The sequence below is a fragment of the Mycolicibacterium palauense genome (assembly GCF_002592005.1).
Classification (GTDB): domain Bacteria; phylum Actinomycetota; class Actinomycetes; order Mycobacteriales; family Mycobacteriaceae; genus Mycobacterium; species Mycobacterium palauense.
Genome location: NZ_NVQF01000034.1, coordinates 37101 through 59734 on the forward strand (window position 1 = coordinate 37101; position 22634 = coordinate 59734).

The 22634-nt window shown below is 70.6% G+C and carries 21 protein-coding genes; 6 read left to right on the forward strand and 15 right to left on the reverse strand.

Annotated elements, in window-relative coordinates:
* Positions 1 to 5: 5 nt before the first annotated feature.
* The gene (gene glmS, locus CSR00_RS15220) at positions 6 to 1871 is read right to left on the reverse strand and encodes a glutamine--fructose-6-phosphate transaminase (isomerizing) (protein WP_099023252.1); all 1866 of its coding nucleotides are present in this window, start codon (positions 1869 to 1871) and stop codon (positions 6 to 8) included.
* A 66-nt stretch (positions 1872 to 1937) separates the two neighbouring features.
* Here glmS and CSR00_RS15225 point away from each other — a divergent pair, with 66 nt between their 5' ends.
* Both CSR00_RS15225 and CSR00_RS15230 read left to right on the forward strand, forming a co-directional pair.
* A complete protein-coding gene (locus CSR00_RS15225) occupies positions 1938 to 2780 on the forward strand; it encodes a dienelactone hydrolase family protein (protein ID WP_099023253.1) in 843 nt (280 codons plus the stop codon).
* A gap of 57 nt (positions 2781 to 2837) precedes the next feature.
* Positions 2838 to 3878 (forward strand): LLM class F420-dependent oxidoreductase, encoded by a 1041-nt coding sequence (locus CSR00_RS15230; RefSeq protein WP_176562074.1) that lies wholly within the window; start codon positions 2838 to 2840, stop codon positions 3876 to 3878.
* A gap of 3 nt (positions 3879 to 3881) precedes the next feature.
* Here the strand turns inward: CSR00_RS15230 and CSR00_RS15235 are convergent, their stop codons facing one another.
* From CSR00_RS15235 to CSR00_RS15285, 11 genes are all read right to left on the reverse strand, one after another.
* The gene (locus tag CSR00_RS15235) at positions 3882 to 5354 is read right to left on the reverse strand and encodes an ICP22 family protein (RefSeq protein WP_099023255.1); all 1473 of its coding nucleotides are present in this window, start codon (positions 5352 to 5354) and stop codon (positions 3882 to 3884) included.
* A 3-nt stretch (positions 5355 to 5357) separates the two neighbouring features.
* Positions 5358 to 5666 carry a hypothetical protein gene (locus tag CSR00_RS15240; protein WP_099023256.1) on the reverse strand — a complete coding sequence of 103 codons (309 nt, stop codon included), beginning with the start codon at positions 5664 to 5666 and terminating at the stop codon, positions 5358 to 5360.
* A gap of 46 nt (positions 5667 to 5712) precedes the next feature.
* Positions 5713 to 7050, reverse strand: a complete 1338-nt coding sequence (gene glmM / locus CSR00_RS15245; protein ID WP_099023273.1) for a phosphoglucosamine mutase — start codon at positions 7048 to 7050, stop codon at positions 5713 to 5715.
* A gap of 136 nt (positions 7051 to 7186) precedes the next feature.
* Entirely contained in the window at positions 7187 to 7654 is a 468-nt protein-coding gene (gene rpsI, locus CSR00_RS15250) for a 30S ribosomal protein S9 (protein ID WP_176562076.1), read from the reverse strand.
* Between the two features lie 59 nt (positions 7655 to 7713).
* On the reverse strand, positions 7714 to 8157 hold the full coding sequence (gene rplM, locus CSR00_RS15255) for a 50S ribosomal protein L13 (RefSeq protein WP_099023257.1): 444 nt from the start codon (positions 8155 to 8157) through the stop codon (positions 7714 to 7716).
* A gap of 181 nt (positions 8158 to 8338) precedes the next feature.
* On the reverse strand, positions 8339 to 9505 hold the full coding sequence (locus CSR00_RS15260) for a GAF domain-containing protein (protein ID WP_099023258.1): 1167 nt from the start codon (positions 9503 to 9505) through the stop codon (positions 8339 to 8341).
* 88 nt (positions 9506 to 9593) lie between these two features.
* Positions 9594 to 10118 carry a glycerol dehydratase reactivase beta/small subunit family protein gene (locus tag CSR00_RS15265; protein WP_099023259.1) on the reverse strand — a complete coding sequence of 175 codons (525 nt, stop codon included), beginning with the start codon at positions 10116 to 10118 and terminating at the stop codon, positions 9594 to 9596.
* Positions 10111 to 11991 carry a diol dehydratase reactivase subunit alpha gene (locus CSR00_RS15270; RefSeq protein ID WP_245906057.1) on the reverse strand — a complete coding sequence of 627 codons (1881 nt, stop codon included), beginning with the start codon at positions 11989 to 11991 and terminating at the stop codon, positions 10111 to 10113. The genes CSR00_RS15265 and CSR00_RS15270 overlap by 8 nt, the downstream gene beginning before the upstream one ends.
* Positions 11992 to 12002: 11 nt before the next feature.
* Positions 12003 to 12599 (reverse strand): propanediol/glycerol family dehydratase medium subunit, encoded by a 597-nt coding sequence (locus CSR00_RS15275; RefSeq protein WP_099023260.1) that lies wholly within the window; start codon positions 12597 to 12599, stop codon positions 12003 to 12005.
* Positions 12596 to 14317 carry a propanediol/glycerol family dehydratase large subunit gene (locus CSR00_RS15280; protein ID WP_099023261.1) on the reverse strand — a complete coding sequence of 574 codons (1722 nt, stop codon included), beginning with the start codon at positions 14315 to 14317 and terminating at the stop codon, positions 12596 to 12598. Before CSR00_RS15280 ends, CSR00_RS15275 begins: the two co-directional genes overlap by 4 nt.
* Positions 14318 to 14326: 9 nt before the next feature.
* Complete coding sequence (locus CSR00_RS15285) at positions 14327 to 14761, reverse strand: diol dehydratase small subunit (RefSeq protein ID WP_099023262.1); 435 nt, start codon at positions 14759 to 14761, stop codon at positions 14327 to 14329.
* Positions 14762 to 15063: 302 nt separating this feature from the next.
* On the opposite strand from CSR00_RS15285, the gene CSR00_RS15290 reads away from it, so the two are divergent.
* From CSR00_RS15290 to cobA, 3 genes are all read left to right on the forward strand, one after another.
* On the forward strand, positions 15064 to 15837 hold the full coding sequence (locus tag CSR00_RS15290) for a (2Fe-2S)-binding protein (RefSeq protein WP_141564367.1): 774 nt from the start codon (positions 15064 to 15066) through the stop codon (positions 15835 to 15837).
* Between the two features lie 223 nt (positions 15838 to 16060).
* On the forward strand, positions 16061 to 16681 hold the full coding sequence (locus CSR00_RS15295) for a LuxR C-terminal-related transcriptional regulator (protein WP_176562075.1): 621 nt from the start codon (positions 16061 to 16063) through the stop codon (positions 16679 to 16681).
* Positions 16682 to 16728: 47 nt separating this feature from the next.
* Positions 16729 to 17877, forward strand: a complete 1149-nt coding sequence (cobA, locus tag CSR00_RS15300; protein WP_099023265.1) for a uroporphyrinogen-III C-methyltransferase — start codon at positions 16729 to 16731, stop codon at positions 17875 to 17877.
* Positions 17878 to 17905: 28 nt separating this feature from the next.
* Here cobA and CSR00_RS15305 read toward each other — a convergent pair whose 3' ends face one another.
* Positions 17906 to 18616, reverse strand: coding sequence for an MIP/aquaporin family protein (locus CSR00_RS15305; protein ID WP_099023266.1), 711 nt, complete (start codon positions 18614 to 18616; stop codon positions 17906 to 17908).
* Positions 18617 to 18905: 289 nt separating this feature from the next.
* On the opposite strand from CSR00_RS15305, the gene CSR00_RS15310 reads away from it, so the two are divergent.
* Positions 18906 to 19310 (forward strand): GlcG/HbpS family heme-binding protein, encoded by a 405-nt coding sequence (locus tag CSR00_RS15310; protein WP_099023267.1) that lies wholly within the window; start codon positions 18906 to 18908, stop codon positions 19308 to 19310.
* A 165-nt stretch (positions 19311 to 19475) separates the two neighbouring features.
* On the opposite strand, the gene exaC is transcribed toward CSR00_RS15310, so the two are convergent.
* Together exaC and CSR00_RS15320 are read right to left on the reverse strand one after the other, a co-directional pair.
* Positions 19476 to 20999, reverse strand: a complete 1524-nt coding sequence (gene exaC, locus CSR00_RS15315) for an acetaldehyde dehydrogenase ExaC (protein ID WP_099023268.1) — start codon at positions 20997 to 20999, stop codon at positions 19476 to 19478.
* Between the two features lie 178 nt (positions 21000 to 21177).
* Positions 21178 to 22470 carry a sigma-54-dependent transcriptional regulator family protein gene (locus CSR00_RS15320; RefSeq protein WP_099023269.1) on the reverse strand — a complete coding sequence of 431 codons (1293 nt, stop codon included), beginning with the start codon at positions 22468 to 22470 and terminating at the stop codon, positions 21178 to 21180.
* Positions 22471 to 22634 lie beyond the last annotated feature (164 nt).

The following is a 22634-nucleotide window of genomic DNA, read 5'->3' on the forward strand; positions in this document are numbered from 1 at the left end:
GGCGGCTACTCGACGGTGACCGACTTGGCCAGGTTGCGCGGTTTGTCGACGTCGTAGCCGCGGGCCCGCGCCACCGACGCCGCGAAGACCTGAAGCGGGACGGTCGACAGCAACGGCTGGAAAAGCGTTGTGGTGGCGGGTATCTCGAAGATGTAGTCGGCATACGGGCGCACCGTGTCGTCGCCCTCCTCGGCGATGACGATGGTGACCGCGCCACGGGCCTGGATCTCGCGGATGTTGGACAGCAGCTTGGCGTGCAGCATCGCGGCGCCCTTCGGGGAGGGCATCACCACGATCACCGGCAGGTTCTCGTCGATCAGCGCGATCGGGCCGTGCTTGAGCTCGCCGGCCGCGAAGCCCTCGGCGTGCATATAGGCCAGCTCCTTGAGCTTCAGCGCCCCCTCCAGGGCCACCGGGTAGCCCACGTGGCGGCCGAGGAACAGCACCGTCGGCGACGCCGCGAAGCGGCGGCCGAGTTCGGCGACCAGCTCCAGATGTTCGAGCACCTGCGACACCAGCTTCGGCATGGCCTCCAGCTCGCGGTACTCGCGGGCCACCTCGTCGGGGTACTTGGTGCCGCGGGCCTGCGCGAGCGCGAGCCCGACCAGATAGTTGGCGGCGATCTGGGCCAGGAAGGTCTTGGTGGCCGCCACCCCGATCTCGGGCCCGGCGCGGGTGTAGAGCACCGCGTCGGCCTCGCGCGGGATCTGGCTGCCGTTGGTGTTGCAGATCGCCAGCACCTTGGCCTTCTGGGTCTTGGCGTGCCGGACCGCCTCCAGCGTGTCGGCGGTCTCGCCGGACTGCGAGATCGCCACCACCAGGGTGCTGCGGTCCAGCACGGGGTCGCGGTAGCGGAACTCGCTGGCCAGCTCGACCTCGACCGGCAGCCTGGTCCAGTGCTCGATGGCGTACTTGGCCAGCAGGCCGGAGTGGTAGGCGGTGCCGCAGGCCACCACGAACACCTTGTCGATCTCGCGCAGTTCCTGGTCGGAGAGCCGCTGCTCGTCGAGCACGATGCGGCCGTCGACGAAGTGCCCGAGCAGGGTGTCGGCGACGGCGGTGGGCTGCTCGGCGATCTCCTTGAGCATGAAGTAGTCGTAACCGCCCTTCTCGGCGGCCGACAGGTCCCAGTCGATATGGAATTCCCGGTAGTCGACGTCCGGGGAGCCGTGGAAGTCGGTGATGGTGTAGCCGTCCGCGGTGATGACGACGGCCTGGTCCTGCCCCAGCTCGACGGCATCGCGGGTGTACTCGATGAACGCCGCGACGTCGGAGCCGACGAACATCTCACCCTCGCCGACACCGACCACCAACGGGGTGGACCGGCGGGCGGCCACGATGGTGCCCGGCTCGTCGGCGTTGGCGAACACCAGCGTGAAGTGGCCCTCGAGGCGGCGCAGCACCGAGCGCACCGACGCGGCGAAGTCGCCGGCCGTCTCGCCGTGGCGGTAGGCCTGGGACACCATGTGCACCGCCACCTCGGTGTCGGTGTCGCTGGCGAACTCGACGCCGGCGGCCTCCAGCTCGGCGCGCAGCGACGGGAAGTTCTCGATGATGCCGTTGTGGACGACGGCGATCTTGCCGGCGGCGTCGCGGTGCGGGTGGGCGTTGCGGTCGGTGGGGCGACCGTGGGTGGCCCACCGGGTGTGGCCGAGCCCACTCGTACCGGCCAGCGCGGTGCTGTCGGCCTCGGTCAGCGCGCTCTCCAGGTTGGACAGCCGCCCGGCCCGCCGGCGCACCGTCATGGCCCCATGGCCGTCCAGCAGCGCCACCCCGGCCGAGTCGTAGCCCCGGTACTCCATCCGGCGCAGCGCCTCGACGACGACGTCACAGGCCTGCCGCTGCCCGACGTAGCCGACGATTCCGCACATGGCACCCCAGGGTAATGCAGGAGGCCGGCGAGCCCGGGATCCGCGACGGTGAGCTACCGTCATCGGGTGGCCAGCACGAAGAAACTCGTCGCCGCCCTGACCCGCCGCGGCCCGCACCGCGTTCTGCGGGGTGACCTGGCCTTCGCCGGGCTTCCCGGGGTGGTCTACACCCCGGAGTCGGGGCTGAATCTGGCGGGGGTGGCGTTCGGCCACGACTGGCTGACGCCGGCCGGCGGATACGCCCGCACCCTGGAGCATCTGGCCTCCTGGGGCATCGTGGCCGCCGCGCCGGACACCGAGAAGGGGCTGGCACCGTCGGTGCTGAACATGTCCTATGACCTGGGCACGACCCTGGACATCATCTCCGGGGTGCGGCTGGGTCCCGGCCAGATCAGTGTGCATCCGGCCAAGCTCGGCCTCGCCGGTCACGGTTTCGGCGCGTCGGCGGCGGTGTTCGCCGCGGCCGGGCTGGGTGACCGGGTCAAGTCGGTGGCCGCGGCGTTCCCGGCGGTCACCAAGCCCTCGGCGGTCGAGCCGGCCGGCTCGCTGCGGATCCCGGCGGTGGTGCTGAGCGCGGCCGGCGAGGAGGTGACGCTGCGCTCGAATGCTCTCGAGCTCGCGCGCGCGTGGCCCGACGCCGCGCTGCGGATCGTCAGCAAGGGGCAGGCGGCCGGCCTGGCCGAGGGCCGGCGGCTGGCGAAGTTCGTCGGGCTGGGTGGGTCGGATCGGCGGACCCAGAAGACCGTGCGGGCGCTGCTGACCGGGTTCCTGCTGCACACCCTGACCGGGGACAAGACCTACCGGGATTTCGCCGACCCGGAGGTGGTGCTGCCCCGCACCGAGGCGCCCGACCCCGAGCTCGCCCCGGCCACCCCGGAGGAGAAGACGGTCGCGCTGCTGCGCCCCTAGTCGCACCGCGGCCACACCACCGGTTTCCAACCAACCGGTTGGTGATATAACTCGTTGATGCGGACGGGCATCTTCCTCAGCTATGCCGGCGGTTTCAAAGAGGCCGCCGACCAGGTCGTACACATGGAGGCCGCGGGGGTCGACATCGCCCTGGTGGCCGAGGCGTACTCCTACGACGCCATCAGCCAGCTGGGCTATCTGGCCGCCAAGACCTCGACGATCGAGCTGGGCACCGGCGTGGTGCCCATCTACACCCGCACCCCCACCCTGCTGGCGATGACCGCCGCGGGCCTGGACTACGTCTCCGACGGGCGGTTCCGGCTGGGCATCGGCACGTCGGGCCCCCAGGTGGTCGAGGGGTTCCACGGTGTTCCCTTCGACGCGCCGTTGGGACGCACCCGCGAGGTGGTCGACATCTGCCGGCAGGTGTGGCGCCGCGAGCGGGTCGAGCACACCGGCCGGCACTATCAGCTGCCGCTGCCCGCCGAGCGGGGCACCGGGCTGGGCAAACCGTTGAAGTTGATCAACCATCCCGTGCGCGACCGCATCCCCATCACCATCGCCGCGCTCGGACCCAAGAACGTGCGGCTGACCGCCGAGATCGCCGAGGGCTGGCAGCCGGTGTTCTTCTTCCCGGAGAAGGCCGACGACATCTGGGGTGAGGAGCTGCGGGCCGGCTTCGCCAAACGCGACCCCGCGCTCGGCGAGCTCGACATCATGGTGTCGGCCAGCCTGGCGATCGGCGACGACGTCGAGGAGCGGCTGACCTGGGCCAAGCCCCAGCTGGCGCTGTATCTGGGCGGGATGGGCGCCCGGGGCAAGAACTTCTACCACAATCTGGCCACCCGCTACGGCTTCGGCGCCGCGGCCGACCGGATCCAGGATCTGTACCTGTCCGGCCGCAAACAGGAGGCGGTCGCGGCGGTCCCCGACGAACTGGTGCGCAGCGTGTCGCTGGTCGGCCCGCGCGGCTACGTCAAGGAACGCCTGGCCGCGTACGCCGAGGCCGGTGTGTCCACCATGCTCGTGCATCCGCTCGGTGTCGACGACCGCGAGTCGCTGGCCTTCGTCGAGGAGCTGCTGAGCCTGACCCGCTGAGCCTCACTCGCCGGCCTGCGGGAGCTCATCGGCCGCGATCTCGCAGGGCGTCGCCCCGGCCGGGGGCGGGATCGACGGCTCCGGGACGGGCGCGATGACGCCGTCGCCCGGGTGCGCGGCGCCGTCGGCGGGCCCCCCTGGCGCCGTGGCGGGTTCCGCGGGGTCTGCGGGCTCTTCGGTGTCTACGGTGGCGCCGGGGTCGCCTGGGTCGCCGTCGGCCGCTTCGGGATCGTCGGCCTCCTCGCTCTCGCCGGCATCCCCGCCTTCGGTGCCCTCCTCCGCGGACTCCTCGTCCTCGGTGCCCCCCGCGTTCTCCTCGGTGTCCTCCTCCGCGGTGTCCTCCTCGGTGTCCTCACCCGTCTCGTCGACGGGGTCGGCGGGGCCCTCGCCCGGCCCGGCCGTCTCGTCCGGGCCGAACGGATCCGCGGGTGGGCCGAGGTCGGGCACGTCCAGCCCCGCCGGGCGCAGGGGGTCCAGCCCGGACAGCCCGCCCAGGCCGTCGGCCGGGGCGCCCAGCAGGCCACCGACCGCATCGGCGAGGCGGCCGGGCAGGGCCGCCACGGAGTCCAGGGCGGGCGGCGAACCCGCCGCCTCCTGGCCCGGCACGGCGCCCGGCGCGGCCGCGGTGGCCGGCCCCGCTCCGCCGTCGCCGGGGATGGCCGGCGCCGGAGCGCTCATCCCGCCGGGATCCGGCCCGAGCGCCCCCGCCGTGGGTGCGGCGAACGGTGAACCCATCGGGCCCGGACCCGGGCCCGACACCGACCCCGCCGCCGCGAACGCGGCGCGGGGCGGGGGAGCCAGCTCCCCCGGTATCTCGAAACGCCCCGGCACGGCAGCGTCCACGGCGAGCACCGCGGACCGGTAGGCCGACACCACGCGGTCGAACACCACCCGCATTCCCGGAACCCACTGTCCGCCGACGACATTGTCGACATACGGCAGCACCTCGGACGCGACGACTCCGTCATCGTCGGCACCACCGGCGAGCACCGACCGCGCCGCCGCCAGCCACCGGCCGTGGTGCGCCGAGGCCTGCTCGTCGACGCCGACCGTGACCGTGACCTGCCGGTCCACGGCCTGCCACAGCTCGTCGCGCAGCCCGGCAAACGCCTCGGCGGCCCGGTGCAGTGCCTCGGTGCAGCGCGCGGCGGCGACACAGTGCCGGCGCACGAAGTCCGCCGCCACCCCGGCGGCGGATCCGCTCCAGGCCGCCGCGAGTGACTCCGCGGCGGAGCGGGCCGTACTCACCCCGTCCTCGGCGCGGGCCGCCGCCGCACGCAGCGCGGAGGCATCGGCGTCGAGGATCGACAGATCCAGTCCGTCCTGGCGGCCGTACCAGTCCCGGACCTGCCCGGCGTGCCCGGTGAGGTCCGGGTGGACATAGCCGCGCAGGGCACAGGCCCACACGTAGGTCTGCAGGCGTTCCAGGGCGGGTGTGCCGTCGGCCAGCCGGGCGGCGACATCGAAACCGGCCACGCCTCAACCGATCCGGAGGCCGATCCCGGCCGCCGCGGCGTCGTCGGCCGCGGTGAGCCGCGCGAGACTGACCCGCAGACCGGCGGCGACCTCCTCGGCGGCGTGCGCCCAGCCCGCCGCGCCGGTGAGCAGCCCGTCGACCGCGCGGCGCAGTGCCTCGCCGTCGCCGGTGTGAGCGCGGCCGGCGATGGCGCCGTCGAAACCCACCCGGGTGCGTGCGGCGGCACCGGCCGAGCCGGCTACCTCGTCGAATGCCCCCGCCACCTCGCGCAGCGTCGCGACGTCGAGCCGGGCCCGTTGTTCGTCTGTCATACCCTGCTTGGACGCACCGGGGCCGCGATCGGTTCCCCTGCGGTGCTCAGCGGTGGCCGCTGACCGTCTCGGCGACCCGAATCGCCAGCTGACGGGCGGTGTCCTCGTCGGCGGCCTCGACCATCACGCGGACCAGCTGCTCGGTTCCGGAGGGCCGCAACAGGATTCGCCCGGTGTCGCCGAGCTCGGCCTCCGCCGCGGCGACGGCCGACTGCACCGAGGGCGCGCGGGTCACGGTGACCTTGTCGGTGACCTCGACGTTGATCAGCACCTGGGGCAGGGTCCGCATCGCGCCGGCGAGTTCGGCCAGCGGCCGGCCGGTCTGCACCATCCGCGACATCACCCGCAGCCCGGTGACGATCCCGTCGCCGGTGGTTCCGAAGGCGGGCAGCACCAGGTGACCGGATTGTTCCCCGCCGAGGCTGAATTCGCCCGCCCGCATCTCCTCGAGCACGTAGCGGTCGCCGACACCGGTGGTGCGCACGGCGATCCCCGCTTCGCGCATCGCCAGATGCAGCCCGAGGTTGCTCATGACGGTGGCCACCAGGGTGTTCGATGCCAGCTCGCCGGACTCCTGCATGGCCAGGGCCAGCAGCACCATGATCGCGTCGCCGTCGACCACCTGCCCGGCGGCGTCGACGGCCAGGCACCGGTCGGCGTCGCCGTCGTGGGCCAGACCCAGATCGGCGCCGGAGGCCAGCACCGCCTCCCGCAGCCCGTCCAGGTGTGTCGAGCCGCAGCCGTCGTTGATGTTGAGGCCGTTGGGCTCGGCGTTGATCGCGATGACGGTGGCCCCGGCGGCCCGGTAGGCCAGCGGGGCGGCCACCGAGGCCGCGCCGTGGGCGCAGTCGACGACCACCGTCACCCCGTCCAGCGGGGTGACCGCCGCCTTGCCGACGTGGCGCAGGTAGCGCTCCATGGCGTCCTCGGCGTCGAGGACGCGGCCGATTCCGGCGCCGACCGGGCGGGCGCCGGGCCCCGAGGCGACCAGTTCGGCGATGCGGTCCTCGGCGTCGTCACCCAGTTTGTGGCCGCCGGGGCCGAAGATCTTGATGCCGTTGTCCGGCATGGGATTGTGCGACGCCGAGATCATCACCCCGAAGTCGGCATCGTAGGCCTGCGTCAGATAGGCGATCGCCGGGGTCGGCAGGATGCCGACGCGCAGCGCGTCGACACCCTCACTGGTCACTCCCGCGACCACGGCCGCCTCCAGCATCTCGCCGCTGGCCCGCGGGTCGCGGCCGATCACGGCCACCCGGCGACGGGCCGGTCCCGCCAGCGCCAGCCGGCGTGCCGCGGCCGAGCCCAGGGCCAGCGCCAGCTCGCCGGTCAGCTCACGGTTGGCGACACCCCGGACACCGTCGGTGCCGAAGAGTCGTTGCATGCGTACACCCTCCATGAAGTGCCGAGAGGCCGCGGCCGGGTCGCCGAAACAAGACCGAACTCGACAGCATGTCCATCAAACGCCGAAGGCGGGCGTGCCGATACTGTGACACGCCCGCCCGTCGGACAGGAATCGATCAGCGCTTGCTGTACTGAGGCGCCTTGCGGGCCTTCTTCAGGCCGTACTTCTTGCGCTCGATGGCGCGCGGGTCGCGCGTCAGGAATCCGGCCTTCTTGAGCACCGGACGGTCCTCGGGCGTCACCAGGATCAGCGCCCGGGCGATCGCCAGGCGCAGCGCACCGGCCTGACCGGAGGGCCCGCCGCCGTCGAGGTGGGCGTAGACGTCGAAACTGCCCTCACGATCGACGGTGACCAGCGGAGCCTTGATCAGCTGCTGGTGCACCTTGTTCGGGAAGTAGTTCTCCAGGCTGCGGCCGTCCAGGTCGAACTTGCCGGTGCCGGGCACCAGGCGCACCCGCACCACGGCCTCCTTGCGGCGGCCGACGGTCTGCACGGGACGGTCGATGTACACCGGCTCGGCGGGCACGATGTCGTCGAGCACGGCGGCTTCCTCGACCGTCTCGGCGACGGGAGCCTCTTCCATAACCTGCTCGGCGACCTGCTCGGTGGTCTCTTCGATGATGTCGGTGGCTTCGTTCTCGCTCACTGGCTCACCTTCTTGATCTCGTAGGCAACCGGCTGCTGCGCGGTGTGCGGGTGCTCCGGGCCGGTGTAGACACGCAGCTTCTTCTGGATCTGGCGACCCAGCTTGGTCTTGGGGAGCATGCCGACGATGGCCTTCTCGACGAGCCGGTCGGGATGCTTCTCCAGCATCTCCTCCACCGAGCGCCGCCGCAGACCGCCGGGGAAACCCGAGTGGCGGTAAACGAACGTGCGGGTGGGCTTGTTGCCGCTCATCGCGATCTTGTCGGCGTTGACGACGATGACGAAGTCTCCGCCGTCGACATTGGGTGTGAACGTCGGCTTGTGCTTGCCGCGCAGCAGGTTGGCTGCCACGACGGCAAGACGGCCGAGACGCACATCCGTGGCGTCGAGGACGTACCACGAACGCGTGGTGTCCCCGGCCTTGGGCGTGTACGTGGGCACAGCGCTTACCTTCTCTTCCATCTCGGGTTGGGTCCCGGGGCTACCCGGGGGCCGGTCCGGCGTGGGCGTTGGAACTGCCTCGGCGACCGACAGAGACCCGAGGTTCCAGCAAGCCAGCACACGCCAACGAAGGAGCTTACCCGCCGGCGTCGTCGCAGGTCAAAACGCGACCACCGGGACGTCAGCGGGGGTTGCCGTAGGTGCGGTCCAGCCGTGCCCACCGGGCGAGCACCGCGTCGTCGCGCGCATCGATCGCCGCCTGACGCAGCGCCGCGCGAAGCTCGACCCGCAACCTCGCGATGCCGGGCGAGGTCGAGTTCGGCAGCAGCGGGCCGCCGCACAGGTCCATCGCCCGCGCGACATCGCCGCCGGCCAGCGCGTCGAGCACACCGTCGAGGTCGCTGGTGACCGGTTCCAGCAGCCGGTACGGTTTGGAGCCCAGGAACCGTGCGCCGATGGCGCGGCGCAGCCGGGACATCTCCGCCCGCACCGACACCGCATCGAGGTCGTTGTTGTCCAGCAGTACCGCGAGGTGATCGGCGCTGAGCCCTTCGGGGTGCTGCATCAGCAGCACGAGAATATCGGCGTGCCGCGGCGCCAGGGTGCTGGTCTGTCCGGCGCCCGCCCCGGTACACACCGACCAGGTGGGCCGGCCGGCCCCCAGCGCCGTCACCCGTGCGCTCCATACCGTGAGGCCGGTGGGCACCGCGGTCTGCGCCAACCGCTGCAGCGCGACGTGCTTGCCGACCGCGAAGGCCGTCGCCCGCAACAGCGCCAGGGTCTGGGAGGTGGCCGCATCCGCCTGCCCGGTCAGGTCGATGACCCCCAACAGCTCACCGGTGGTCGGGTCCCGCACCGGTGAGGCCGTGCAACTCCACGGCTGGGCGACCCGGGAGAAGTGTTCCCAGCGCCGGATCTGCACCTCGCGGTCGAGTACCAGCGCGGTGCCGGGCGCGTTGGTGCCCGCGCTGCGTTCACTCCAGTCGGCGCCGGGCAGAAAGTTCATCTCCTCGCCCCTGCGGCAGGCTCGGCGGTCGCCCTCGACCCACATCAGGGTTCCCCCCGCGTCGGCGACGCCGACCATGTGTCCGGCCTCGGCGGCATCCTGCACCAGCAGGCGGCGGATCAGCGGCATCGCTCGGGTCAGGGGATGGTTCCTGCGAAGCCGCTCCAGTTCGGTGTCGTTTCTCGAGTGCGGGCCTTGCCGGTCCGGGTCCACCCCCGTGCTGAGGCTGCGCCGCCAACTGTCGGCGACCAGACCCCGCAGCGCCATCGCGCCGAGCGCGGCCGGATCGACCTGACCCGCGACGACGAGCTTGTGCAGCGCCTGTACCTGCTTGTGGGGCATCTGGCCATTGCGGACCGCTGCCAGCCCCCCTGGGGCAGCGGTCGCCTCCTTCCACCGCTTCCGCCGATGAACTGTCCGATCCACGAGGTTAACCCAATTTCCTGTGAACGGACCCCTGCGGTGGCGGGCGTCGGGCGCCGGCCGGAGGCCCCGACCGCGGGCCCTCAAGACCCTCAAGACCCGCAAGGCCCTCAAGACCCTCAAGACCCTCAAGACCCCGAAGGCCCCGAAGCCGTAGCGGGACCCCGACGACGAGCCGGGCCGCGTTGTGGCCGGCGTCGCGCGCGGCGGATCTGTCGGCCGCGCCGTCACAGGCCAGGCCCTGCATCGGGTCCTGCATCGGGTCCCGAATAGCACCACTGAGCAGTTCGTGCCGGACCGACACCCGGTCGTGGAGATCGATACCCACCCCCACATCCAGTGACGACAACCGCGCGGCCTCCCGCGCGAGCAGGTCCGCGCCGGCCTCGGGGAAGACGATGTCGACGAGACGGCTCAGCACGTAGGGGACGCACTCCTCCTCGATTCCGGCGAGCACCTCCCGTTCCACGGGCCCCGGGGAGGCGCTGAGCACGTAGATCGCCGGTTTCTCCGGCTGCCCGCCCTCAAGCATCGACGGTCAGCCCACCGGGCGGTGCGTCCGAACGGCTGGCCGCATACGACGCGACGAGACCGGACGCGACGGCGTTGCGGGGGCCCTCGGTGCCGCGGACGTTTCCGGTGCCGCAGACGATCCCGTACGGGGCCAGTGCGTCGGCGATGAGTTCGGGGATCTCGAAGTCGAGCGCGCACCCACCGAGCAGCACCACGAATCCGATCTGCCGCAGATCACCACCCGGCGCGATGCTGCGCAGCGCGCGCAGCGCATTGACGACGAACACCCGTTCCTTGGAGCTGCGACGCACCTGCCGGATCCGCTCCAGGGAGTGCCGGGTGGGAATGGGGTGCATCCCCTGATCCGTCAGGGTCACCACCCGCGCGAACGCCGTTGGCGGCAAGGGCTTTTCGAAGAACTGTGCGGTACCGTTCTCCATCCGGACGTGGAAGAAGCTCTCCGCCTTTCCCGCCGGCCACCGCTTGATGTCCTCGGCCAGCTCGAGGTTGTCCAGGCCGAGTTCGGCGTCGATCAGCTTGGTGACCAGGTCCCCCGCGCCGGCCAGGTGGACCGCCTCGACATCGCCGGCCGCTCCGATCACCGCGGCGTCGGTGGAGCCCCCACCCATGTCCAGCACCACCATGGGCTTGTCGGTGCCCGGCGTGGTCAGGGCACCGAGAACGGCCATCTCGGCCTCCACTCCCCCCACCAGGACGCTGATCCGGCCGGCGCCGGCGGCCCGAAGCCGTTCGGCGATGGCGTCGGCGACGGCCTGCATACCGCTTTCCCTGGTGCGCACCATCGCCGCCAGCGCGACGGCATTCTCCAGCGCGACCTCACCGGCCACCCCGCCGCGGACCTCCTGCGGCACCAGCGTGTCGATCGCGAGCAGGTCCTTGATCCTGACGTCGCGCAGCTCGTGGCGGGTCAGGTCGGCCATGCTCTGTCGGACGTTGGCGATCATCCCGCCGGTGTTGGTGCCGGATTCGCCCGACACATCGGCCAGCGGACCGACTCGCTCCACGGCGGCCATGATCTCGGCCGCGCCCCGCGAGACGTCGACGGACACGGACCGACTGGCCCCGATCAACTCGAGGCTGCCCGCCGGGATCGCCCGGTCCTCGACATCGCCCGCCGGTGTCCGCACCACCACCGCGGATCGGTTCCCGGTGAGCGCCCGGGCAACCGGGGACACCATCCTGGTCTGATCGGCATCCAGCCCGAAGATCGTCGCCAGACCGTAGGCGTTGGACAGCGTGCGGATCGACTGGCCGGGACCGGCGACCTCGACGGCGGCCAGCATCCCCACCGGCACGGCGTCGACCCGGGACACCTCGTCGATGATCGGCACGGGCGTCGACAGCCGGTTGGCCACCAGCACCGCGTCGTCGTTGCCGAGGATCGCCGCGACGACCTCGACGCCCCGCTCCACCGCGCTGTTCAGTCGGGACGCGGTCACGTCGAAGTCGACACCGGCGGGGACCAGCGCGATCACCGGTACGCCCGGCGGCTGGGCGGCCACGGCCTCGAAGTCGACGATGGTGCCGACCCCGAGACCTCGCCCACCCGGTGTCCTCGGGTCGTGTCCGATCATGGTGGACTCGGTGATGATGGTCTCGGTGATGGTCTCCATCGCCAGACCGCTGATGACCGGCGTCGCCTCGTTGAGCAGCACCACGTCGACCCGGTCCAGCCCGATCCCGGCGCTCTCCGCGGCCCAGGTCACCGCCTTGACCGCACCGTCGACGTTCTTGACGGTGCCCTTGATTCCCGTCGTGCGGGTCAGGGCACCGCCCCGATAGTCGATCCCGGCCTGCGGGCCGACGTGGGCGAGGCTGGCTTCGGTCGTGGAGTTGCCGATGTCGACACCCACGACCATCAGTTCGGCCACACCGGCCTCCGTCAGCCCAGCGCGGCGGTGGAGAACTCCGCCTGCACCTCGACCGGTCGCGCGGCCTTGCTGATCTGCTCGGTCTCCTTCAGATGCAGCAGTGCGGCCTTGGCCTGCCATCGGGGACGGGCCATCTGGTCGTTGAGCGTGGGAACCGGCTGCGGCGATTCGCCCTTGGCGTACTGCGCGGCGTTGGCACCGATGTTGCGGTAGGTCTCCAGCGTGAGCAGCGGGCTCTGCGGGAACAGCTCGAGGCTCGACAGCCGGGGCAGATCGCGTTGGTGGATCATCGACGTCCCGCGGGACAGCAGTCCGATGCCGATGCCCGAGCCCGACAATCTGGCCCCGGTGTGGGCCACCACGGCGAGATCGGAGCTGTGCCGCACCCGGATCAGCCGCGCGGTGACCTCCTGCTCCTCGATGCCGGCCAGGATCTGTCGGATCACCTCGGAGTGCGGGATGTTCACGATGGTCTGGGTGAAGAAGCCGGCGAACGCCGGGGATACCGCCACCACCACCTCGTCGGAACGGGAGCCGCGTTCGGCCTGACCGATCTCGGTGAGCGTCAACATCCGCTGCGCGTCACTGGTCGTGCTCGTCACCGTCACTGGACCTCCCTCTCGGGGTTCGACGCGCTGGTCACGTGTCGTAGCTTCTTCATCTCTTCCCAACGCGCGCCCGAGGGGCGGTAGCCGGTGCTGGGACCCTGGTAGTCGTTGGCGTCGTTGACCGCCGACAGCGGCTCAAGATCGTTGGTCATGATCGCCGAGGTCTGCAGCAGGTCACCGGACACCCGCTGCCGCAGCACCGCCAGCAGATTCGACGCGACATCGGAGAACCCCGTCGACTCCAGCGCCTTCACCAGGTCCAGGCCGGTGATTCCGCGGTCCATGACCTGCTGGGCGGACTTGAGATCCTCCAGCACGTCGCGCGGCAGCAGGTCCGCAGATCCGTTGGCGTACACGGCGGCATCGATCTCGGCGTCGGAGATCGACGCCAGATCCAGGTAGTCGAACACCGCCTGCAGGGCCTTGGCCGCCCGCGTGCGGACCGCGAGGATGTCGGACTCCTTCACGTGCCGAAGCCCGCCGTCGACCTGCAGGTCGCGCTGAATGGTGTTGAAGTCGTCGAAGTCGTCGCTGTCGACGTTGGATCCGGCGAACATGTTGTCGTAGTTGGGGGTGGCCGAGTATCCCGAACACACGAAGTCGGTCCCGGGCATCATCTGCGGCATCAGCCGGGCGGTGCGCCGCATCGGCGAGTGCGAGAACGACTGGTCATTACCCGAGGCGCATTCCAGGTCGACCGCCGAAGCGATCATGTTCTCGGCCGCCACCGCCCGGATACCGGCGGGGACCGCTCCCGGGACCCCGATGCAGGAGATCGAACCGTTCTGCAGGCCCTGCACACCGGCGCCCTTGGTCACCAGGATGCAGCGGATCTCCAGGTAGAGCATCGACTTGCCCTGGGCGTTGCCCATCTGCACCTCCGAGCCCGTGCCCGAGGTGAACCGCATCTTGATCCCGCGCGAGGCGTAGGCCGCCGCCAGGAACGCCTTCGACCAGGGAGTGTCGTCGCCGTCGACGAAGACCGGCTCGGTGCCGTACACCGAGATGGTCTCGGCGTAGGCGGTGATCCCGCGCATGCCGAGTTCGAGCTCGGTGGCCTCCTCCAGGGCGCACTGCGTCAGCGCCACGCCCTCGCCCACCTGGCTCCCGATCTGCAGTGCCATCGCCACCAGCGGCGCATACCGCACCACCCCGAGGGTGGTCTCCACCTCGGAGAACCCTCGGATCGAGGCCTCGGCGGCTTCGCAGACCACCTGGAGCGGGTTGTCGCGGGCGCTGGTGCAGTGCGCCTGGTTGGCCGGGGTCCGGCGGGCCCGCATCTTCTGCATGGCCATCATGATCTCGACGATGTTCATCGTCTTGGCGACCTCGAGCAGTTTGGCCGGCGTCAGCCCGGTGGTGACGGAGATGACCTCGCTGCGTGAGGTGTTGGGGTCGACCAGCATTCGGGCGATCTCGACGGCCGGGATCGCCATCGACGCCTCGGTGGTCTCGATGTCGATGGCGTTGTCGGCGATGAACTGGTCGATGAAGTCGAAGTCGGCGCGTGCGACGCCGTCCATCTCGACGACGACCCCGTTCTCCACCCGCACGCTGGGCGACGGGTCGAAGGGGCTGTCCATCGCGACCATGCCGACCTCGGGCCACTCCTCGACGAATCCGTCGAGATTGACCGGCCGACTCTCCAGGGCTTCGGTGCGAAGGGAGTGCCGCACACCGTCGACGGACGCTCCCTGGGGGACCGCAGAGGCAGTCATGTGTGTCTCCTATTCGCTTTCGCTCGTGGCCAGGATGTCGCGGCGCTCGTAGACCTCAGCGGCCTCACGCACCAGTTCGGCGAGCAGCTCGGCGCGATACGTGGAGGACAGCTCCTCGGCGATGGACTCCAGCTCCGCTCTGGTCGATGCGTTCGGGCGCAGGGCGTTGTAGATCGCCAGGACACGCTCGTCGGACAGCGCCGTCATCTCGGCCGCCCGGCGCAGGTTCGCCCCGAGCGCCCTGCGGCCGACCTTCTCCGAGATCTGCGCCTGCAGCCGCAGGGTCTCGGGGGTGATGCGCAGATCCGCGGCTTCGATGTCACCCGCCATGACGGCGGACATGGTGATCGCGTCGATCGGCTTGCCGGTTGGCGTGACGAGCAGGTCCCTGCGGTTCACGCTCAACGGATAGTCCACCGCGGGGTCGAGGTTGGGTTCCGTCATGCACTTCTCCAGGAATACGGGGCGGCGGCCGCCGCCCGGTGGTCAGGACTTGTCGAGCCCTTGGTTCCAGTGTGGCTAGCGTCACGTTGCACGGACGTTGCAGTCCACGACCGGCCTTGCCGGGCCCACCGCCGCGCCCCCGGTAAAGCCTCCTGACATGCTGCAATGCCGCCACCGTGCGGGGTCCGGCCCGTTCACCCCCGTCGCGCGGCCCCGTCGCACCGACCGTTCGGCGGGGAAATGGCCGGATGTTTGCACAGCGCCGCGAGCGGCGCCGCCGCGGGCACTAGCGTGGGCGGCCGATGGACGACCGACAGCACGAGCCGGCAGCGGAGCGGCACCTTGCCGTCCCGCCCCGAGTGGCTCGCCTCGGCGAGTACTTCTCTCTTCCCGAAGCCCTCCCCGAAGCCCTCCCCGCTGCCGGGCCGGACTGGCTGCGCTTCGAGGAGCTGCTCGACGCGACGACCCTGACCGGGTTGGTGACCGCCACCCGGCGGGCGATCGCCGTGTCCTCCGGCGCCGAGGTCGACGACGTACCGGAGCGGGTGGCCGCATCCTCGCTGCAGCTGGCGATGGCGGCCCGTCTCGTCTCGCCGCTGATCGGGTCGGTCCTGACGACCCGCAACGCGCCGTTGCTGACACCGGGATCGCTGCGATGGAGTTCTGCCGGCCATTCGGTGCGGTTCGCCGCCACGGGACTGCGGTGGCGGCGAGCCGAGGACGCCGCCGGTGCCGCCGGGACGATCCGGGACACCTTTCTGGAGGGCGCGATGGCCGCGATCGTCGAGAGCCTGCACTCGGCGGTGTCGTTGTCGCCCACGGTGATGTGGGGAAACACGATCTCGGCCGCCCATGGCGCGGTCACGGTGGCGGGAATGACCGACCCCACCCTGATCCCGGCCGGCCGGCAGCTGGTGCGGGCGATGGCCGACACGGGCCCTCTCACCGGAACCGCTGCCGTCGGCGAGGGCACCTTCACCCGCAGATCCTGCTGCCTGTTCTATCTGGCCCCGGGTGGCGGACTGTGCGGCGACTGCGTGCTGCAGGCCTCCGATCGGTCACATCGATCACACTGAGGGCGGCGGCGCAGACTTCGTCTCATTGCAACGTCGATGCAACGAAGGCCTCATTAGCATTCGGGCCCGCCGACCAACCGGACTGGAGTCCCCCATGAGCTTGTCCCCAGGTGATTACGCGGCACCAACCGGTCTCACTGCCCGCCCCCCGCGCGCGCACCGCCAGCAACTCTCTTCTCCCCGAAAGGGTTTCGACGGTACCCGCAGGACGCGCACCGCCGTCGTGACCAGCGACGAACTGCTGCACCACGGACTTCTGCACGTGATCTCGCGCACCCAGGGTGTGCAGCTCGTCGGAAGCATGCGGCCCGGCCCCGACCTGGTGGCCCAGCTGCGGAGTGTCCGGCCCGACCTGCTGGTGCTCGGCGCCGACCGCGACGTGGAACTGCCGACCCTGCTCGACCGGCTGCACACGCGGCCCAAGGTGATCGTCGTGATCGACACCGACGACACCCAGACCGATCCGCTCGAGCTGATCCGCGCGGGCGCCGACGGACTGATCGACCGACGGTCGACCTCCGCGGATCTGCTCTCCACACTGATGCGGGTGGCAGCCGGGCACAACGCGCTGGATACGTCGTGCGCGAACGCCGTCATCACGCAGCTGCGATCACCGGTCGGGAAAACGGCCGACATCGGCGTACCGACGTTGACGCGCCGCGAACACGAGGTGCTCGACCTCGTCACCGACGGCCTGGACAACCGCACCATCGCCCGGAGCCTGTTCATCAGCGAGGCCACCGTCAAGTTCCACCTGCACAACATCATGAGCAAGTTCGGCGTCCACAAGCGGGCCGCTCTGGTATCGACCGCGCTGCGTGGCCGGAAGGCCGGCGGTCGTTGACCTCGCCGCACCCCACGCATGGATCGCGAAGCCGGACGGGAACCGAGATGAACCCCGAGACGACCCCCAAGACGGACACAGCCATCACCGTCGAGCTCCCCGTCGCGCGCCGGCGCGTTGCCGTGGCGGGTTCGTCGGCCCCGGCGCTCGCCGCCACGGCCGAGCTGCTGGGGGCGGGCGCCCTGGTGACCATCGCCAGTCCCGACCCGAGTCCCTATCAGGAGGACCTCGCCGACCGCGCCCTGCTGACGCTGCACCGCCGCGAACTCACCGACGACGACATCGACTCGGCCGAGATCGTATTCGCCTACACCGGCGATCCCGCCGCAGACCGGCGGGTCCAGTGCCTGGCCGAACAACGGCACCGCATCTGCATCACCACCCCCCGGCCAGCCGCGCCGAAGCCGCGTAATCCGTTGACCGGCAGGGTTATTCTGGTCGGCGGCGGGCCCGGCGACCCGGATCTGCTGACCGTGGCGGGGCGTGATGCGCTGGCCGGTGCGGACGTCATCGTCACCGACCGGCTGGCCCCGGTCGGTGCGCTGGCCGCCGTCGCGCCGCGGGCACGGATCATCGACGCCTCCAAGATCCCCGGTGGACGCCGCATCGACCAGGACACCATCAACAGACTGCTCGTCGAACACGCTCTCGCGGGCTGCACCGTGGTCCGGTTCAAGGGTGGGGACGGCTTCGTCTTCGGCAGGGGCGGGGAGGAACTCGACCACTGCCTGCGCGCGGGAGTGCCCGTCGACGTGATTCCCGGTGTCAGCGCGTCGATCGCCGCACCGGCGGCGGCCCTGATACCGGTGACCCACCGTGGCCTGACCCAGGGATTCACGGTGGTCTCCGGTCACGTGCCTCCGGGACATCGCGATTCCACCATCGACTACGCCGCGCTGGCCCGGACGAACACCACCATCGTGTTGATGATGGCGGTGGCCAACCTCGACGCGATCGCCGCCGCCCTGACCGATGCGGGCATGGCGCCCGACACACCGGCCGCGGTGATCGCCGACGGGTGCCTGCCCAGCCAGAGACATGTGCGGGCAACGCTGGGCACCATCGCCGAGTCGGCGCGTTCCGCGCGGATCGGCCCGCCCGCCACGACGGTCATCGGCGCCGTCGCCGGCTTCGTGCCGGGGCTTCCGGTCGACGCCCCAGAGGCCGCGCGAACGGCCGGAGTGCCGGCCCGATAAGGGCTCTCGGCGCTCCCGGGCCGGCCCATCAGGTCAGCGCCCCGGCCAGCAGCGCCGCCAGGGAGGCCCCGACGAACGGCCCGAACACGGGGACCCACGAATACGACCACAGCGGGCTGCCCTTGCCCTTGATCGGCAACAGCGTGTAGGCGATACGTGGACCCAGGTCACGGGCCGGGTTGATCGCGTATCCGGTCGGTCCGCCCAGACCGAAACCGATGGCCATGACGACGAAGGTGACCGCCGCGTACCCCAGGGTGTTGTTGACTTCCGGAGTGGTGAAGATCCACAGGATCAGCACGAACGTCGCGATGACCTCGGTGACGAAGTTCCAGCCCGTGCCGCGGATGGCCGGCGCCGTGCAGAAGATCGCCCGTGTTCCGGAGTTGTCGTCGTTGTGGTCGTACTGCAGCTTGAACGCGGCCCAGCACAGTGCCGCACCGGCGATCCCCCCGAGCAGTTGGCCTGCCATGTAGAACGGGACGCTGCTCCACGGGATACCGCCGGAGATGGCCACGGCCAGCGTGACGGCCGGGTTGATGTGCGCGCCGGACGGGCTGGCGATGCTCGCGCCGGTGAATACGCCGAAGCCCCAGCCCAATACGATGACCAGCCAGTCACCACCGCCGCCGTGCGAGTACGAGTTCTTCAACACGACTGCTGCCACGGAACCATTGCCGATCAGCACGAGGACACCCGTGCCGAGAAGCTCCCAGATGAATATGTCGAAGTTCGACAATGCCCAACCTTCCTGAAGGCCCTTGATCGCGGATACTCCCGGCATGCAGAGGAGCCGGAGTGCACCGGGGGTGCGCGTTCAGTCTTTGCGAAGGTTCGGTCGAAAATGACTGCTGTCGGCGATGTCCCAACCGCCAACTGTCCGAAGCACTGGGCTTTCGGCTAGGTTGCTGACCGGAATGCGGCGGGAGCCGGGAATTCGGCATCCCCGCCGCTTCGGCGGAATACCATGAAAGTGCTGACATTCCGTCCAAAACAACTGCAGCACGACTTATTTGAAAGGTTGGCCAATGACCGCCCTGCCGCTGACGAAAGCACAAGCCGTCGTCCAGGCCGCAATCGCCAAAGCACACGAGATCGGTCAGCCGATGAACATCGCCGTCGTCGACGACGGCGGCCACCTGATCTCCTTCGCCCGGATGGACGGGGCGATCAAGGCCAGTATCGACATCTCGACGCGTAAGGCCAGGACGTCGATCCTGATGAACGCTCCCACCGCCGCGCTCACCGAACTGGTGCAGCCGGGCGCCGAACTGTACGGGCTCGAACAACTCTCGGGCGGACTGGTGATCTTCGGCGGCGGGCTGCCGCTGGAGATCGACGGTGTCGCGGTCGGCGCGATCGGTGTCAGCGCCGGCAGCGTCGCCCAGGACGTCGCGGTTGCCGAGGCCGGCGCCGCGGCCTTGAACGACTGAGCACAGCTGAGAACGGCCGGCGCCGGCGCATCCCTCCCCGATGCGCAGGCGGGGCCATCCAGCGGCGTCGTCCGTTCCGCAAACCCCGAACCGGCCGGCCCGTCACCGTGTGACGGGCCGGCCGGACCCTATCCGGGGCTCGATCGGGGCCCGATCAGAACTCGATCAGAAGAAGCCCTGCGCCTTGCTGCTGTAGGACACCAGCAGGTTCTTCGTCTGCTGGTAGTGGTCGAGCATCATCAGGTGGTTCTCGCGGCCGATACCGGACTGCTTGTACCCGCCGAACGCCGCGTGCGCCGGGTACTGGTGGTAGCAGTTGGTCCACACCCGGCCGGCCTTGATGTCACGCCCGGCGCGGTAGGCGGTGTTGCCGTCGCGGCTCCACACGCCAGCGCCCAGACCGTAGAGGGTGTCGTTGGCGATCGAGATGGCCTCGTCGTAGTCGCTGAACGAGGTCACCGCCACCACCGGGCCGAAGATCTCCTCCTGGAAGACACGCATCTTGTTGTGGCCGGTGAACACCGTGGGCGCCACGTAGTAGCCGCCGTTGAGGTCGCCGCCGAGCTCGGCGCGCTCGCCGCCGGTGACGACGGTGGCTCCCTCGCTCTTGCCGATCTCGATGTAGGACAGGATCTTCTCCAGCTGGTCGTTGGAGGCCTGGGCGCCGATCATCGTCTCGGTGTCCAGCGGATCGCCCTGCCGCACGGCCTTGGTGCGGATCGCCGCCAGCGCCAGGAACTCGTCGAAGATGTCGGCCTGGATGAGCGAGCGCGACGGGCAGGTGCACACCTCGCCCTGATTGAGGGCGAACATCGTGAAGCCCTCCAGCGCCTTGTCCTGGTAGTCGTCGGCCGTCGCCATCACGTCGTTGAAGAAGATGTTGGGGCTCTTGCCGCCCAGCTCCAGGGTGACCGGGATCAGGTTCTGGCTGGCGTACTGCATGATCAGCCGGCCGGTGGTGGTCTCCCCGGTGAAGGCGATCTTGGCGATCCGGTTGCTGGAGGCCAGCGGCTTGCCCGCCTCCACCCCGAACCCGTTGACCACGTTGATCACGCCCGCGGGCAGCAGGTCACCGATCAGGCTCATCAGGTACAGCACCGAGGCCGGTGTCTGTTCGGCCGGCTTGAGCACCACCGCGTTGCCGGCGGCCAGCGCCGGGGCCAGCTTCCAGACCGCCATCAGGATCGGGAAGTTCCACGGGATGATCTGGCCGACCACGCCCAGGGGCTCGTGGAAGTGGTAGGCGATGGTTTCGTGGTCGATCTCCGAGAGCGACCCCTCCTGGGCGCGGATGGCTCCGGCGTAGTAGCGGAAGTGGTCGACGGCCAGCGGGATGTCGGCGTTCAGCGTCTCCCGCACCGGTTTGCCGTTGTCCCAGCTCTCGGCGACGGCGATGGATTCCAGGTTCTCCTCGATGCGGTCGGCGATCCGGTTGAGGATCAGTGACCGCTCGGCCGCGGTGGTCTTGCCCCAGGCCGGGGCGGCGGCGTGGGCGGCGTCCAGGGCCTTGTCGATATCGCTCTCGTCGGAGCGGGCGACCTCGCAGAACGTCTCGCCGGTGATCGGCGTGGGGTTCTCGAAGTAGCGACCCGCGACCGGCGGCACCCACTGGCCGCCGATGTAGTTGTCGTAGCGGGACTCGAAGGACATCACCGAGCCCTCGGTGCCCGGGCGGGCGTACACAGTCATGGGACCTCTCCTACCTCCGTGGTGGCACGTGCCCTACCTGCGCGGTGACACGTGCGTTCTCGCGACGAATGTGTCGTGCGTCACGCACGTTAGTCGCGCGACGGTTGCAGCACGGTTGCATCGGGACCGCGGGGCGAAGACCGGCTGCCGCGGGCGCCGGACCGGGGCCGCGCCGGGTTCAGCCGAGCTCGAAGTCGATTCCGGCGAGGCGGCCGCGGGCCACCGCCCGGCTCACCGGGTCCACCGCCGCGCTGTCCCGCAGGGCCGCCCACCCCTCGCGGTCGTCGCGGCCCTCCGGGGACTCCAGCCAGCGGCGCAGCACCTCCGGGCGCCCGCGCGCGGCCTCGGCCAGCACCGCCCCGCGCAGGGTGGCGGTCAACTCGGTGCGCAGCCGGCCGATGGCCGGCGACACCGACTGCGGCAACAGCGGGCCCTGATATCGCCCCAGCGCCGCCTCGACATCACCGGCCGACAGCGCCTCGGTCACCTCGGCGAGGTCGCTGGTGATCGGGCACAGCAGGCGGTAGGGCCGCGAGCCCAGGCAGTCCGCGCCGATGACCTTGCGCAGCCGGGACATCTCGGCCCGCACCGTGACGACGTCGAGGTCCTTGTCGTCGAGCAGCACCGCCAGATGGTCGGCCGACAGCCCTTCGTCGTGCCGCGACAGCAGCACCAGGATGTCGGCGTGCCGGCCGGTCAGCGTGGCCGCCCGCAGGTGTCCGTAGTCGTCGGTGGTGACCCAGCGCGGCCGGTCGCCGCCGAGCACCACCAGGTGTGGTTTGCGCGCGACCGGCTCGGTGTCCGCGCCGTTGAGGCGCAGCAGGGCCAGGTGGTTCTCGACGGCCACGGCGGTGGCCCGGACCAGGGCCAGGGTCTGCGATGCGGCCACCTCCGGGCCGCCGGTGAGGTCGATCGCCCCCAGCAGCGCACCGCTGTGCGGGTCATGCACCGGAGCCGCGGTGCAACTCCACGGCGTCACGATGCGGGAGAAATGCTCCGAGCCCCGGATCTGGAGTTCGGTGTCCAGCGCCAGCGCCGTGCCGGGTGCGTTCGTGCCGGCGCCGTGCTCGCTCCAGTCCGCCCCCGGAACGAAGTTCATCGACTCCGCCCGCCGGCACGCCGCCGGGTCGCCCTCAACCCACAGCAGGGTGCCGTCGGCGCCGGTCACCGCCACCACCACGCCGGTGTCCATCGCGTCGTTGACCAACAGCCTGCGGATGACGGGCAGCGCCGGCGCCAACGGGTGCGCCTCGCGCATCCGGGCGACACCCACGGTCGTCGGGGTGGCCGCACCGCCGCGCTCGGGGTCCACGCCGCGGGCCAGGCTGCGCCGCCAACTCTCGGCCACCACGGGACGGATCTGATCGGCGTCCAGTGCGGAGGCGTCGACCTCACCGGCCAGGAAGCGTTCCCGCACGGCGAGCAGAACCCGGGACGAGACCGGGCGGCTGGAGGTATTCGACGACTTCATCCGGGTTGACCACCGTGTTTCTGGGCGCGTGAGGCCACGATAGCTCGGTTGGGCGGCAAAATGCGCGGACCCGGCCAGCCGGGTACCTGTGCGGCCCCGCCGGCTCTCCTTCCGGGCGGGGCCGCACAGCGCTTGGGGGGTGGGGCCCAGGGGTCTGGCTCGGT